This is a genomic window from Streptomyces achromogenes subsp. achromogenes, assembly GCF_000720835.1.
Lineage (GTDB): Bacteria > Actinomycetota > Actinomycetes > Streptomycetales > Streptomycetaceae > Streptomyces > Streptomyces achromogenes.
This window is the reverse complement of record NZ_JODT01000006.1, coordinates 206,275-219,092: the sequence shown is the minus strand read 5'-3', so window position 1 is coordinate 219,092 and position 12,818 is coordinate 206,275. Positions and strand designations below refer to the sequence as shown.

Genomic DNA, 12,818 nt, shown 5'->3' with positions numbered 1-12,818 from the left:
GACTCGACCGCCGACCGGCCGCCCGGGGCGACTCGACCGTCGACCGGCCGCCCGGGGCGACTTGGCGGCCGGCCGGACCGCCCGGGGCGACTTGGCCGTCGGCCGGAGCGCCCCCCTCGGCGCTCCGGCCGTCCGCGGCTACACCGCCGTGCGGTGCAGCCCGGACACCAGCTCGCGCACGATCGTCGCGCCGTTCAGTGTCAGTACCGACTCCGGGTGGAACTGGACGCCGGCGAAGCCGGGGCCGCGCAGGGCGTGCAGCTCGCCGTCGGCCGAGCGGCTCAGCTCCACGCCCTGCGCGGCCAGCTCCCGGGCCGCCGCCTCGTCGCAGCGTGCGACGAAGCTGTTGTAGAAGCCGACGGTCTCGCTGCGCCCGAACAGGTCGATCACGGTCTGCGCCCCCTGGTACGGCACCCGCTTGCGCACGATGTCCAGACCCAGCCCCGCCGCGATCAGCTCGTGCCCGAGGCAGACGCCGAGCACCCCGTGCGGGTGCGTCCCGACCACCTCGGCGGCCAGCTCCCGCAGGATCCGCATCTTCGGGTCGGCGAGGTCGCGGGGGTCCCCGGGGCCGGGCCCGAGGACGACCGGCCCCTCGTGGCCGAGCACCGCCGCGCGCAGCCCGGGCTCGTCATAGCGCCGGACGGTCACCTCCAGGCCGCCCGCGCGCAGGACGTGCGCCAGCATCGCGGTGAAGGTGTCCTCGCCGTCCACCACCAGGGCGTGCCCCGCCAGACCGGCGGGCCGCTCCCGCATCCGCAGCCAGAACGGCGCGAGCCCGGCCCGCCGGCCGTCCAGCGCGGCCCGCACCCGGGGGTCGTCGGCCAGCCGGGGCAGCTCCCGCTCCGCCCGCGGCCGGGCGGGCCGCACCCCGAGGGCGGCCAGCACGCCCGCCGCCTTGGCGTGGGTCTCGGCGACCTCGCCGGCCGGGTCGGAGCCGCGCACCAGCGTCGCCCCGACCGGCACCCGCAGCCGGCCGTCACCGCCGATGTCGGCGGTGCGGATCAGGATGGGCGAGTCGAGGGTCTGCGCGCCCCCGGCGTCCCGCCCGAGCAGGGCCAGCGCCCCGGCGTAGTACCCGCGCCCGGTGGTCTCGTACCGCTGGATGACCCGGCAGGCGTTCTGCACCGGCGATCCCGTCACCGTCGCCGCGAACATGGTCTCCCGCAGCACCTCCCGCGCGTCCAGCGAGGACTTCCCGCGCAGCTCGTACTCGGTGTGCGCGAGGTGCGCCATCTCCTTCAGCCGGGGGCCGACGACCACCCCGCCCATGTCGCCGACGGTGCACATCATCTTCAGTTCCTCGTCGACGACCATCGACAGCTCCTCGGTCTCCTTGGCGTCGGAGAGGAACGTCAGCAGGTCCTCCGGGGTGGGGCCGCCGGCCGGATAGCGGTACGTGCCGCTGATCGGGTTCATGACGACCGTGCCGCCGTTCATCCGCACGTGCACCTCGGGGCTGGCGCCCACCAGCGTCCGGTCCCCGGTGTGCACCACGAACGTCCAGTACGCGCCCCGCTCGGCCTGGAGCAGCCGCCGGAACAGCGCGAGCGCGTCCGCGCGGCCGAAACCGGGGATCCGGCCCTCGTACGTGCGCCGGATCACGAAGTTCGCGCCCTCGCCCCGGCCGATCTCCTCGCGCAGCACCCGGCCGACGATCTCGCCGTACTCCTCGTCGTCCACGTCGAAGCCGCCGTCCTCGACCCGCACCGCGTGCGCGGGCAGCCCGTCCAGCGCTTCGGCGAGCGGGAGCTCGTACGTCTCCTCGGGGGTGAGCACCAGCAGCGGGGTGCCGTCGTCGCGGACGTCGAAGCCGCGCTCGCCCAGCTGCCGGAACGGCACCAGGGCGAGCCCCTCGTCGGGCAGGGCAGCCAGCCTCTCCCGCCGGGTCACCGGGCCGATCAGCACCTCCACCAGCTGCTCGTCGCGGCCCGGGGTGCGGCGGCGGAGCAGGGCGAAGGGGCGGTCGTCGTGCGCGAGCCGTGCCAGGTCCATGGGTTCCTCGTTCCGTCGGTGTGGGTGAGGAACGGCCCCGGACACGCCGAAGGCCGCCCCTCGGGCGGCCTTCGCGAAGTCGTCGTACGCGCGATCAGTGGGCCGCCGGAGAAGCGGTCCACCACCAGTTCTGGATCGAAGGCGCGAACATGCCGGGAACCCTACCGCACCGCGTTACGATCTTGGCTTCGTTTGTCATGTACCACTCCTTCTGCACGGAAGTTCGCATGGGATTCAGATCCAGGCTGCTGGCCACGCTGGCGGCCACCGCGGCACTCCTGACGACCGGCCTCACGGCCCAGCCCGCGTCGGCGGTGGACGCGCCGACGATGACGAAACTCTCGCTCGGCGCCGACCAGTTCAAGCTGACCGACACCAGCACCGTCTCCGCCGCGAACAACCTCTACAACAACGTCCTCACCGACCACGCCACGCTCACCGACGTCGTCACCACCGACTACACGAAGAACTCCGCGGGTGCGACCGACCCCTGGCTGAACCTGCGCTCGATGCGCGCCTGCACCGGTGACGTGACCAAGGCGCTGCCGCCCGTCGCCACCAAGACGGCCTGGTGCTGGTCGCACGCGCACACCGACGACACCACCCCGCACTGGTGGCCGCAGGGACTGAGCACCACCGGCGCCGCCGACGGCGGGGACGGCGCGATCCAGGGCCGGCACGTCACAGCGGTCTCCTGGCACTACGAGGTCCTCTCCGAGGAGAAGTCGGAGGGCTGCACGACGCAGAACATGCTGAAGCTGACCTTCCTGGACCGGGACACCGCCAAGTACCGCCACGTCTTCCTCGCCGAGCCCACCGGCTCGGGCACGGACTTCAAGCTGGTGACCGGCCACGGCGGCGGCATCGTCTGGTACGGCAACTACATCTATGTGACGGACACCACGAACGGCATCCGGGTCTTCGACATCGACCGCATGGCGAAGGTCGACCGCTACGGCTCCGACGTGCACACCTACGGCGTCGACAGCGGTGGCCGCTCCAGCGCCTGCGGCTACCCCTACGTCGTGCCGCAGGTGCACTACTACAAGCAGGCGGGCGTGCCCTCCTCCTGCAAGGGCGAGGTCATCGATCCCCAGTACCTGTGCTTCTCGTGGCTCTCGCTGGACAAGACCGGGGGCGGCCCGTACAAGCTCGTCACCGGTGAGTGGTACGGCGGCACCGACGGCGGACGCGTGGTGCGCTACCAGCTGAACCCGTCCGGGTCGGCCTCCTATCCGGGGCTGCTGAACATGTCCGGCGGCAAGACCGTGATCCAGGACGCCTACGCGGCCTCCCGCTACCGGGGCCTGCAGGGCGGCATGACCTGGACCGACGGCCAGGGCGTGCTGAACTTCGCCTTCCACAAGGGGTGCGGCACCAAGCCCGGTGTGTTCTCGCACACCTGGGCGGGCGACACCGGCGCCACGACGAGCTGCGCGGCCGGCGGCAACTGGGCGGTGGGCCCGCCGCAGGCCCTGAGCTACTGGCCCCGGCTCGGCACCACCCAGGTGGAGGAGCTGTGGGGGCAGACCGAGGGCATCTGCGCGGGCAGCGCCCTGCGGGCCGCGCACGAGACGGACTTCCCGGTCATCACCGAGAAGGACAACGCCTGCACGGGCTACCAGGGCGTGGACAACCTCTCCCTGCGCGCGGTCTTCGCCGTCGGCTTCGACGACCCGGCGGTGCAGGGCCGGCGCTGACGGCCGGATGCGACGGTCCGGGCGGTCCGCCGCGCGCCTCCCGCGCGGTGGACCGCCCGTCTCACCCTTCGAGCCAGGGCGAAAATTGCTTGGCGCGACCCCGTAATGTTTACGGGGTGACCGTGAACGCTAAGACCAGCCAGAGCGCTGGCAACACCTGGCGAGACCTGCCCGCGGCGCAGCAGCCCGAGTACCCCGACCCCGAGGCTCTGCGCGCAGTGATCGCGGACCTCGAGTCGTATCCGCCGCTCGTCTTCGCGGGCGAGTGCGACCAGCTGCGCGCCCGGATGGCGGCCGTCGCCAAGGGAGAGGCGTTCCTCCTCCAGGGCGGCGACTGCGCGGAGGCCTTCGACGGCGTGTCCGCCGACCAGATCCGCAACAAGCTGAAGACGCTGCTCCAGATGGGTGCCGTCCTGACCTACGCGGCCTCCGTGCCCGTGGTGAAGGTCGGCCGCATCGCGGGGCAGTACTCCAAGCCGCGCTCCAAGCCGACCGAGACCCGCGACGGCGTGACGCTGCCGGTGTACCGGGGCGACTCCGTCAACGGCTTCGACTTCACCGAGGCCAGCCGCATCCCGGACCCGGAGCGGCTGAAGCGCATGTACCACGCGTCGGCGTCCACGCTGAACCTGGTGCGCGCCTTCACCACCGGCGGTTACGCCGACCTGCGCCAGGTGCACGCCTGGAACCAGGACTTCGTGCGCACCTCGCCGTCCGGGCAGCGCTACGAGCAGCTCGCGCGGGAGATCGACAACGCGCTGAACTTCATGCACGCCTGCGGGGCGGACCCGGAGGAGTTCAAGACCGTCGAGTTCTACTCCTCGCACGAGGCGCTGCTGCTGGACTACGAGACCGCCCTCACCCGGGTCGACTCGCGCACCGGGCAGCTGTACGACGTCTCGGCGCACATGGTGTGGATCGGTGAGCGCACCCGGCAGCTGGACCACGCGCACATCGAGTTCGCCTCGCGGATCCGCAACCCGATCGGCATCAAGCTCGGCCCGACCACCACGGCCGAGGAGGCGCTGCGGTACATCGAGCGCCTCGACCCCGAGCGCGAGCCGGGCCGGCTGACCTTCATCGTCCGGATGGGCGCCGACAAGATCCGCGACAAGCTCCCCGAGCTGGTCGAGAAGGTCACGGCGTCCGGGGCGACGGTGGCCTGGGTGACCGACCCGATGCACGGCAACACCTTCGAGGCGGCCTCCGGGCACAAGACCCGCCGCTTCGACGACGTGCTCGACGAGGTCAAGGGCTTCTTCGAGGTCCACAAGGCGCTCGGCACCCACCCGGGCGGCATCCACGTGGAGCTGACCGGCGACGACGTCACCGAGTGCGTGGGCGGCGGCGACGAGATCTTCGTGGACGACCTGCACCAGCGCTACGAGACGGCCTGCGACCCCCGGCTGAACCGCAGCCAGTCGCTGGACCTGGCGTTCCTCGTGGCCGAGATGTACCGGGACCAGTGACCGGCGGCCGATGAGCCACCCTGGGGCGCGGATCACACCGGATCCGCGCCCCGGTCGCTTTCGCGGGTGCCCCGGCGTGGGTAAGGTTAGGTTTGCCTCACCGGAACGGGGAGGGCATGGACCAGCGAACCCCTCGGGGAGGTGAACCCGCGTGTACGTCTGCAGTTGCTTCGGCATCACCGAGGACCAGGTGAAGCAGCACGCGGAGAACGGCGCCTGCACCCCGCGCCAGATCGCCTCCGCCTGCAAGGCCGGCACCGACTGCGGCGGCTGTGTCCGGCGCATCCAGGCCCTGCTCGGCCGCGGCGCCTGCCCGCGCCGGGAACTGATCGACCAGCGGGCCCCGGCCCTGCTGCGACTGGACGACGCGGCCTAGCCGGAGGAGTCCGGCTGGCTCTGCTCGATCACGGTCGACAGATAGAGCGCCTCGCCCAGCTTGTCGATCAGCTCCAGCTGGGTGTCCAGATAGTCGATGTGGTGTTCCTCGTCGGCCAGGATCGCCTCGAAGACGTTCGCCGACGTGATGTCGTCCTTCTCCCGCATGACCTGTACGCCCCGGCGCAGCCGGTCGATGGCCTCGACCTCGATCTGCCGGTCCGCCTGGAACATCTCGGTCACCGTCTGCCCGACCCGCACATGGAACAGCCGCTGGTAGTTGGGCAGGCCGTCCAGGAGCAGGATGCGGTCGGTGAGAACCTCGGCGTGCCGCATCTCGTCGAAGGACTCCGCCCGGGTGTACCGGGCGAGCTTGGTCCATCCCTTGTGGTCCTGGAGCTTGGCGTGCAGGAAGTACTGGTTGATCGCGGTCAGCTCGGCGGTCAGCTGTTCGTTCAGCAGTTCGATGACCTCGGGGTCGCCTTGCATGGCTGTGGACTCCTTCCAGGTGGACCGGCCGCTAGCGCCGCATGATTGCACCGGCGGGGAAGATCGTCCAGTAAGTACGCGCTTAGTAAGTACGCACCGAGTTGTAGGTAATTGTCCCATTCAGGGGTGGGTGGTCAGGGGCATTGCCCGGGGTCTGTCAGGATGGATACATGGGTCATCCGGAGGAGCGCGAGTCTGGGGCGGCGGCAGGAGCCGAGCTTCCGCCGGGTCAGCGGCTCCAGCGGGGCTGGCCGGTCACGCACTACGGACCCGTGCCGAAGTTCCGGCCCGAGCGCTGGGAGTTCCGGGTCTTCGGCGCCACCGCCGACGGCGGCAAGCGCACCTGGACCCACGAGGAGTTCACGGCCCTGCCGTACACCACGGTGGTGGCCGATCTGCACTGCGTGACGAAGTACAGCATGCTCGGCGCGGAGTGGGGCGGCGTCCCGGCGAGCGCCGTGCTGGACCTCGCGCCGCCGGCCCCGGACGTCACCCATGTGATGGTCTGGGCGGAGTACGGCTTCAGCTCGAATCTGCGCCTGTCGGACTTCTGCTCCGAGCGGACCCTCTTCGCCACCCACAAGGACGGCGAGCTGCTCACCGCCGAGCACGGCTTCCCGGTCCGCCTGATCGTGCCCCACCTGTACGCCTGGAAGGGCCCGAAGTGGGTCCGGGGTGTGGAGTACATGACCGCCGACCGCCGCGGCTTCTGGGAGGAACGCGGCTACCACAACATCGGCGACCCCTGGAAGGAACAGCGCTACTCCTACCAGGAGGAGCCCGGGGACGGCCCCGAGCTCTGACTCCCGCGTCCTTTTTTCGGCAGTGCGGGGTCTGGGCTCAGTGGTGGTACTGGTGCACCACCGCGTGGCCCTTGCCCCGGCCGATCGTCCACTTGTTGACCGGGGTGGTCACCAGGAAGGCGATCACCAGCGAGACGGCGAGCGAGATCCAGAACAGCGCGTCGCTCAGCATGGCGTCCATCGCCGACGGCCAGATCAGGATCACGCCGTTGTCGATCAGCTCCATCACCGCGATGGACAGGGTGTCCGCCGCCAGCGCCACCCGGAAGGCCGTACGGAAGTCGACGCCGGCCCGCAGCACCCCGCGCAGGGTGAGCGAGTAGCCGAAGAAGAAGGCCAGCGCGATCGCGAGCAGCATGGTCGGCAGGTTGCCCCAGCCGAACGCGGTACCGAGGATCATGCCCAGCACCTCGCCGATGGCGCAGCCGGTCAGGCAGTGCAGGGTGGCCTGGGCGGCCATGGACCAACTGGCGGCAGGGGTGTGGTGGTGCTCCTGGTGCCCGTGGTCCGCGTGCTGGTGGGTGTGGTGGTGTCCGTGTCCCGTGTGCGCTTCGTGCCGCATGACTGCCCCCATGGTCAGATAGTGGTTCCCGCACCGAGCAGGAACCATATACCCCCCAGGGGTATTCCCAGTCAGGCGTCGCGAAGTTTTTTCAGCCGCTCCACGTCCGCCGCGTGCCCCTCCTTGCCGCCGGGCGTCTCGATCACCAGCGGCACGCCCTCGGTCGCGGGGTGGGTCATGAGGGCCCGGAAGGGTTCCTCGCCGATGTGGCCGGCGCCGATGTTCGCGTGCCGGTCCTTGTGGGCGCCCACCACGTCCTGGGAGTCGTTGGCGTGGATCAGCTTCAGCCGGCCCGGGCCGACGGTCTCCACCAGCAGGTCCAGCGTCTGGTGCATGCCGCTCGGCCCGGTCAGGTCGTGCCCGGCGGCGAAGACATGGCAGGTGTCCAGGCACACGCCCAGCTTCGGGTGGGCGTCCAGCGCCTCGAAGTACGGCCCGAGGTCCCAGGTCCGCGAGCACAGCGAGGCACCCTGCCCGGCCGTCGACTCCAGCAGCAGGAACGGGTCGTCGTCATGGGTCAGCTCGTCCAGCAGCGGCAGCAGGTGCTCGCGCACCTGCTTCAGCGCCGTCTCCCGGGCCCGGCCGCCGGTCGCGCTCCCGGTGTGCACCACCACACCCAGCGCGCCGATCTCCCGCCCGCGCCGCAGCGAGTGCCGCAGCGACTCCACCGACCGCTCCACCGTCGCCTCGGTGTGCGAGCCGAAGTTGATCAGGTAGGGGGCGTGCACATACGCCGGGATCGACTCCTCGGCGCAGGCCGCGCGGAACGCCTCGTCCTGCCGCGGGTTCCCGGCGGGCGTGGCCCAGCCGCGCGGGTTGGCGACGAAGACCTGGACGGTCTCCGCCTTCAGATCGCGGGCGTAGGACAGCCCGACGGAGTGCAGACCGCCGGCCACCGGGACATGGCTGCCGACGGGGTTGCGGGGGAGGGGGGACTGAACGGGACTCACCCGTTCAGGGTGTCACGTCCGCCCCCGCACCCGGACCGGGCCCGGCGGTGAGACCGGTCACCGGGTGGTGCCCGGCGGTGGGACCGGTCAAGGGTGGTGTCCGGCGGTGGGACCGGTCACCGGATGGTGATCTTGATCGTGGAGCCCTTGGGCGCCTCGTCGCCGCCCTCCACCGACTGCTTCTTGACGGTGTCGCCGAACAGCCCGAGCAGCCCGCGGTCCTCCTCCACCTCGAAGCCCTCCGCCTCCAGCGCCTCGTGGGCGTCGTCCACGCTGTCGCCGACCACGTCCGGGACCTCGACCATCTCCGGACCCTCGGACAGCGTCAGCGTCACCGTGTCGCCCTCCTCGGCCTCGCCTCCCTCGTCCGGGCTCTGCGCGGCGACGGTCCCCTTGTCGTAGTCGGAGGAGTGGATCCGCTCGGCGGACACCTTCACCTTCAGCCCGGCCTCGGTCAGCTCGTCCCGGGCGCTGTCCAGGTCCTCGCCGGTGACGTCCGGCACGTCGACGGGGCTGCCCTTGCTGACGGTCAGCGCGATCGCCGAGCCCGCGTGCCGCTTCGTGCCCGCGTCCGGCGCCGTACGGATCACCGAGCCCCGCGGCACGTCCTCGCTGAACTCGCGGGTGACCATGCCCGGCTCCAGGCCGTCCGCCTTCAGCCGCGCCCGCGCCTTCGCCAGGGTCTGCCCCTCCACGTTCGGCACGTTCACCGTCTCCGGGCCCAGCGACACGGTCAGCGTGACCTTGCCGTGGTCCCGTATCCGCGCCCCGGGCGCCGGGTCGGAGCCGATCACCGTGCCCCGTTCGACCGTGTCGCTGTAGGCCCGCTCGACCCGGCCGACGTCCAGCCCGGCCGACTCCAGCCGGTCCCGCGCCTGCGCCTCGGTCTTCGCCAGCAGCGGCGGCACCTTGGTGAACTGGCCGGAGTTGATGTACCAGACCCCGGCGCCCACCCCGAGCACCACCAGCACGGCCACGACCAGCGCCAGCACCGAGCGCGGAGGCCGGACCGGGCGCCGGCGCGGCGGCACGGGCGGCGTCTGGAGCCGGGCGGTGCGGTCGACGGCGGACTCGTCGAGGGCGTCCTCGCCGACCGGCCGGGGCCGGGGTACGGTCAGCGCGCGCGGGATCACGCTCGTCCGGTCCTCGGCGCTGTCGTGCTCGGCGGTCAGCGCCTGCGGCGGCAGCGCGTCCAGCTGCTCCTCGGTCAGCGTCAGCCGGGCCCGGCGCGCCTCGGCGAGCAGCGCCACCGCGTCCTCGGGCCGGTCCTCGGGGGCGCGCGCGGTGGCCGACGCCACCAGCTCGTCCAGCGCGCCCGCCAGCCCCGGCACCAGCGCCGAGGGCGGCGGCACGTCGGCGTGCAGGTGCTGGTAGAGCACCTGGGCCGGGGATTCCCCGGCGTACGGCTTGGCGCCCGTCAGCATCTCGTACAGCACCACCCCGCACGCGTACACGTCGACGCGCGGGTCCGTGGTGCCGTTCTCGATCTGCTCGGGCGCGAGGTAGGAGACGGTGCCGAGCACGGCGCCCGTCGTGCTGGTCACCGTGTCCACCGAGCGCACCAGCCCGAAGTCGGCCACCTTGACCCGGCCGTCGTCGCCGATCAGCACGTTCTCGGGCTTCATGTCCCGGTGCACGAACCCGGCCCGGTGCGCGGCGCCCAGTGCGGCGAGCACCGGCTCCAGGATGTCCAGCGCGGCCCGCGGCTGCACGGCCCCGCGCTCGCGCAGCACGTCCCGCAGGGTGCAGCCCGCGATGTACTCCATCGCCAGATAGACGTACGACCCGTCGGTGCCCTGGTCGAAGACCTGCACCACGTTGGGGTGGTCGAGCCGGGCGACCGACTTGGCCTCCCGGATGAACCGCTCGACGAAGGACCCGTCGGCGGCGAGCGCCGGGTGCATCACCTTCAACGCGAGCACGCGGTCCAGACGGGTGTCCAGGGCCCGGTAGACCGTGGCCATCCCGCCCGCCGCGATCCGCGCGTCGACGCGGTACCGGCCGTCGAGCACCTGCCCGACGAGGGGGTCCTGAAGGGTCGTATCCACGCAGGCGAGTCTACGAGGACACACCCGGCGGGCCCGCCGCCCGCCGGGCACGGCACCGGTACTGAAGCCGACCTGTGACGCGACGCACGCGCGAGCCGGGCCCCGGGACCTAGAACGCCGGCCGCTCGGGATCCAGCCGGGCCAGTCCCTGGGCCGGGGACGACGCCTCGGCGAGGTACCTGCGCGGGATCCGCCCCGCCAGCCGGGCCAGCCGGCCGCCCTCCACCGCGAGCCTCATGGCGGACGCCATCCGCTCCGGGTCCTGCGCCCGCGTCACCGCGGAGGCCAGCATCACCCCCGCGCACCCCAGCTCCATCGCCAGCGCCGCGTCGGACGCCGTACCGGCCCCCGCGTCCAGGATCACCGGCACGCGCGCCTGCTCCACGATCAGCTGGAAGTTGTGCGGGTTGCGGATCCCGAGCCCCGACCCGATCGGTGAGCCCAGCGGCATGACGGCGGCGCACCCGGCCTCCTCCAGGCGGCGCGCCAGCACCGGGTCGTCGTTGCAGTACGGCAGGACCGTGAACCCCTCGTCGACCAGCGTCTCCGCCGCCTCCAGCGTCTCCACCGGGTCCGGCAGCAGCGTCCGCTCGTCGGCGATGACCTCCAGCTTGACCAGGTCCGTGCCCAGCGCCTCCCGGGCCAGCCGGGCGGTCAGCACGGCCTCGCCCGCGGTGTAGCAGCCCGCCGTGTTCGGCAGCACCCGGATGCCGAGCTTCTCCAGCACCGACAGCACCGAGCCGTGCACCGAGGGGTCCACCCGGCGCATCGCCACCGTCGTCAGCTCCGTGCCGGAGGCGGTCAGCGCCCGCTCCAGTACCTCCAGGCTGGGCGCCCCGCCCGTGCCCATGATCAGCCGGGAGGAGAAGGTGAGGTCTCCGAGGACCAGAGGATCGTCGGCCATGGCTCAGCCTCCCTGTACGGCGGTGAGGACTTCGACGCGGTCGCCCTCGGCGAGCGCGGTCGTCGCCCACTGCGCGCGCGGGACGACGGTCTCGTTGACGGCGGCGGCCACCCCGCGCGGCGCCGCGGTGAGGGTGCGCACCAGCGCGTCCAGCGCGGTGCCCGGGGCGACCCGGCGGGGTTCGCCGTTGACGGAGATGGTGACGGAGATGCTCATACGGGCTGCTCCAGCTGTTCCGTGCGGGCGGCACCGAAGCGCCGGGGAGTGAACGGACGTGCCTCTTCGGGAAGCTCACCGGTGACCAGCGCGTGCGCCAGCACGTCCCCGGTGACCGGTGTCAGCAGCACCCCGTTGCGGTAGTGCCCGGTCGCCAGCAGCAGCCCGGCCAGGGCGGACGGGCCGAGCAGCGGCGCGTTGTCGGGGGAGCCGGGGCGCAGTCCGGCCCGGGTCTCGGTGAGCGGCAGCTCGGTGATGCCGGGCACCAGCTCGTGGGCGTCGCGCAGCAGCTCGTACACGCCCCCGGCGGTGACCGTGGTGTCCCAGCCCAGCTCCTCGCTGGTGGCGCCGACGACCAGTTCCCCGTTCTCCCGGGGCACCAGGTACAGCGGGCCGCCGCGCACCACGGCCCGTACGGTCCGGCTCAGGAACGGCGCGTACCGGGGCGGCACGGTCAGCCGCAGCACCTGCCCCTTGACCGGCCGCACCGGGGGCAGCACGTTCGGCGGCACGCCCGCGAGGCGCCCGCTCAGGCTGCCCGCGGCGAGCACCACGCGCTCCGCGCGCAGCCCGGTGCCGTCGGCCGTGGTGACGCCGACGGCCCGGTCCCCGGCCACGTCCAGGCGCTCGGCTTGGACGCGGTGGAACACCACACCGGACCGCTCGCAGGCGACGACCAGGGCCGCCGCCAGCCGGCGCGGATCGATCTGGTGGTCGCCGTCGACCCGCAGCCCGCCGCGCACCCCCGGCGCCAGCATCGGCTCCAGGCGCCGGCACTCCCGCCCGGACAGCCACTCCGACTCCAGGCCGTGGCGCTGCTGGAGGGCGTGCAGTTCGCGCAGGTGGGCGCGGTCGTCGGAGTCCAGCGCGACGGCGAGGGTGCCGCAGCGGCGGTAGCCGAGGTCGTGACCGGTCAGCCCGGTCAGCTCGGCCGCGAAATCCGGATAACGGCGGGCGGACGCCAGGTTCAGGCCGAGCAGGGTCTCCTCGCCGTAGTGCAGCTCGGTGACCGCGGCCAGCATCCCGGCCGCCACCTGCGCGGCCCCGCCGCCGGGCGCGGGGTCCACGACGGCCGTGGCGAGCCCGCGCTGCGCCGCGCGCCAGGCCGTGACCAGGCCGATGATTCCGCCCCCGATGACGAGGACGTCGGACGTACGTGAGGACATGGACGGTGAGCCCCTCCCTTCGCCGGCATGACCCGGATCAGGTTCGTACGGTCGGAGGCCGCGAGCCTCCCTCTCAGCCCGGTCGTCCGGGCTCCCGCGAGTGCTTGTACGGTGGCCACCCTAGCCCGCCGCCCTCCTCAC

13 protein-coding genes and 1 riboswitch are annotated in these 12,818 nt (G+C 72.4%); of the genes, 4 read left to right on the top strand and 9 right to left on the bottom strand.

Going from position 1 to position 12,818, the window contains the following annotated elements:
• Positions 1-138 precede the first annotated feature (138 nt).
• Together IH25_RS0108570 and IH25_RS43075 are read right to left on the bottom strand one after the other, a co-directional pair.
• Positions 139-1,995: an anthranilate synthase family protein gene (locus IH25_RS0108570; RefSeq protein ID WP_030605578.1), complete on the bottom strand. Its 1,857-nt coding sequence runs from the start codon at positions 1,993-1,995 to the stop codon at positions 139-141.
• Positions 1,996-2,089: 94 nt separating this feature from the next.
• Complete coding sequence (locus IH25_RS43075) at positions 2,090-2,146, bottom strand: trp operon leader peptide (protein WP_079060191.1); 57 nt, start codon at positions 2,144-2,146, stop codon at positions 2,090-2,092.
• A 76-nt stretch (positions 2,147-2,222) separates the two neighbouring features.
• On the opposite strand from IH25_RS43075, the gene IH25_RS42185 reads away from it, so the two are divergent.
• From IH25_RS42185 to IH25_RS0108555, 3 genes are all read left to right on the top strand, one after another.
• On the top strand, positions 2,223-3,695 hold the full coding sequence (locus IH25_RS42185; RefSeq protein WP_245172731.1) for a hypothetical protein: 1,473 nt from the start codon (positions 2,223-2,225) through the stop codon (positions 3,693-3,695).
• A 116-nt stretch (positions 3,696-3,811) separates the two neighbouring features.
• On the top strand, positions 3,812-5,164 hold the full coding sequence (locus tag IH25_RS0108560) for a class II 3-deoxy-7-phosphoheptulonate synthase (RefSeq protein WP_030605572.1): 1,353 nt from the start codon (positions 3,812-3,814) through the stop codon (positions 5,162-5,164).
• 151 nt (positions 5,165-5,315) lie between these two features.
• On the top strand, positions 5,316-5,540 hold the full coding sequence (locus tag IH25_RS0108555) for a (2Fe-2S)-binding protein (protein ID WP_030605570.1): 225 nt from the start codon (positions 5,316-5,318) through the stop codon (positions 5,538-5,540).
• On the opposite strand, the gene bfr is transcribed toward IH25_RS0108555, so the two are convergent.
• Positions 5,537-6,028 carry a bacterioferritin gene (bfr, locus tag IH25_RS0108550; RefSeq protein WP_030605566.1) on the bottom strand — a complete coding sequence of 164 codons (492 nt, stop codon included), beginning with the start codon at positions 6,026-6,028 and terminating at the stop codon, positions 5,537-5,539. The genes IH25_RS0108555 and bfr overlap by 4 nt on opposite strands.
• Positions 6,029-6,198: 170 nt before the next feature.
• Here bfr and IH25_RS0108545 point away from each other — a divergent pair, with 170 nt between their 5' ends.
• Positions 6,199-6,831 (top strand): sulfite oxidase-like oxidoreductase, encoded by a 633-nt coding sequence (locus tag IH25_RS0108545; protein ID WP_030605564.1) that lies wholly within the window; start codon positions 6,199-6,201, stop codon positions 6,829-6,831.
• A gap of 37 nt (positions 6,832-6,868) precedes the next feature.
• Here IH25_RS0108545 and IH25_RS0108540 read toward each other — a convergent pair whose 3' ends face one another.
• The 6 genes from IH25_RS0108540 to thiO form a co-directional block, all read right to left on the bottom strand.
• Positions 6,869-7,405: a DUF4396 domain-containing protein gene (locus IH25_RS0108540; RefSeq protein WP_394298420.1), complete on the bottom strand. Its 537-nt coding sequence runs from the start codon at positions 7,403-7,405 to the stop codon at positions 6,869-6,871.
• Positions 7,406-7,464: 59 nt separating this feature from the next.
• A complete protein-coding gene (locus IH25_RS0108535; RefSeq protein WP_051753825.1) occupies positions 7,465-8,343 on the bottom strand; it encodes a deoxyribonuclease IV in 879 nt (292 codons plus the stop codon).
• A gap of 116 nt (positions 8,344-8,459) precedes the next feature.
• Positions 8,460-10,391 carry a Stk1 family PASTA domain-containing Ser/Thr kinase gene (gene pknB / locus IH25_RS0108530; protein ID WP_030605558.1) on the bottom strand — a complete coding sequence of 644 codons (1,932 nt, stop codon included), beginning with the start codon at positions 10,389-10,391 and terminating at the stop codon, positions 8,460-8,462.
• A 109-nt stretch (positions 10,392-10,500) separates the two neighbouring features.
• Positions 10,501-11,295 carry a thiazole synthase gene (locus IH25_RS0108525; RefSeq protein ID WP_030605555.1) on the bottom strand — a complete coding sequence of 265 codons (795 nt, stop codon included), beginning with the start codon at positions 11,293-11,295 and terminating at the stop codon, positions 10,501-10,503.
• A 3-nt stretch (positions 11,296-11,298) separates the two neighbouring features.
• Positions 11,299-11,511: a sulfur carrier protein ThiS gene (gene thiS, locus IH25_RS0108520; protein WP_030605552.1), complete on the bottom strand. Its 213-nt coding sequence runs from the start codon at positions 11,509-11,511 to the stop codon at positions 11,299-11,301.
• Complete coding sequence (gene thiO / locus IH25_RS0108515; protein WP_030605550.1) at positions 11,508-12,677, bottom strand: glycine oxidase ThiO; 1,170 nt, start codon at positions 12,675-12,677, stop codon at positions 11,508-11,510. Before thiO ends, thiS begins: the two co-directional genes overlap by 4 nt.
• Positions 12,675-12,785, bottom strand: a riboswitch (TPP riboswitch). (Overlaps the previous gene by 3 nt.)
• Between the last annotated feature and the right edge of the window lie 33 nt (positions 12,786-12,818).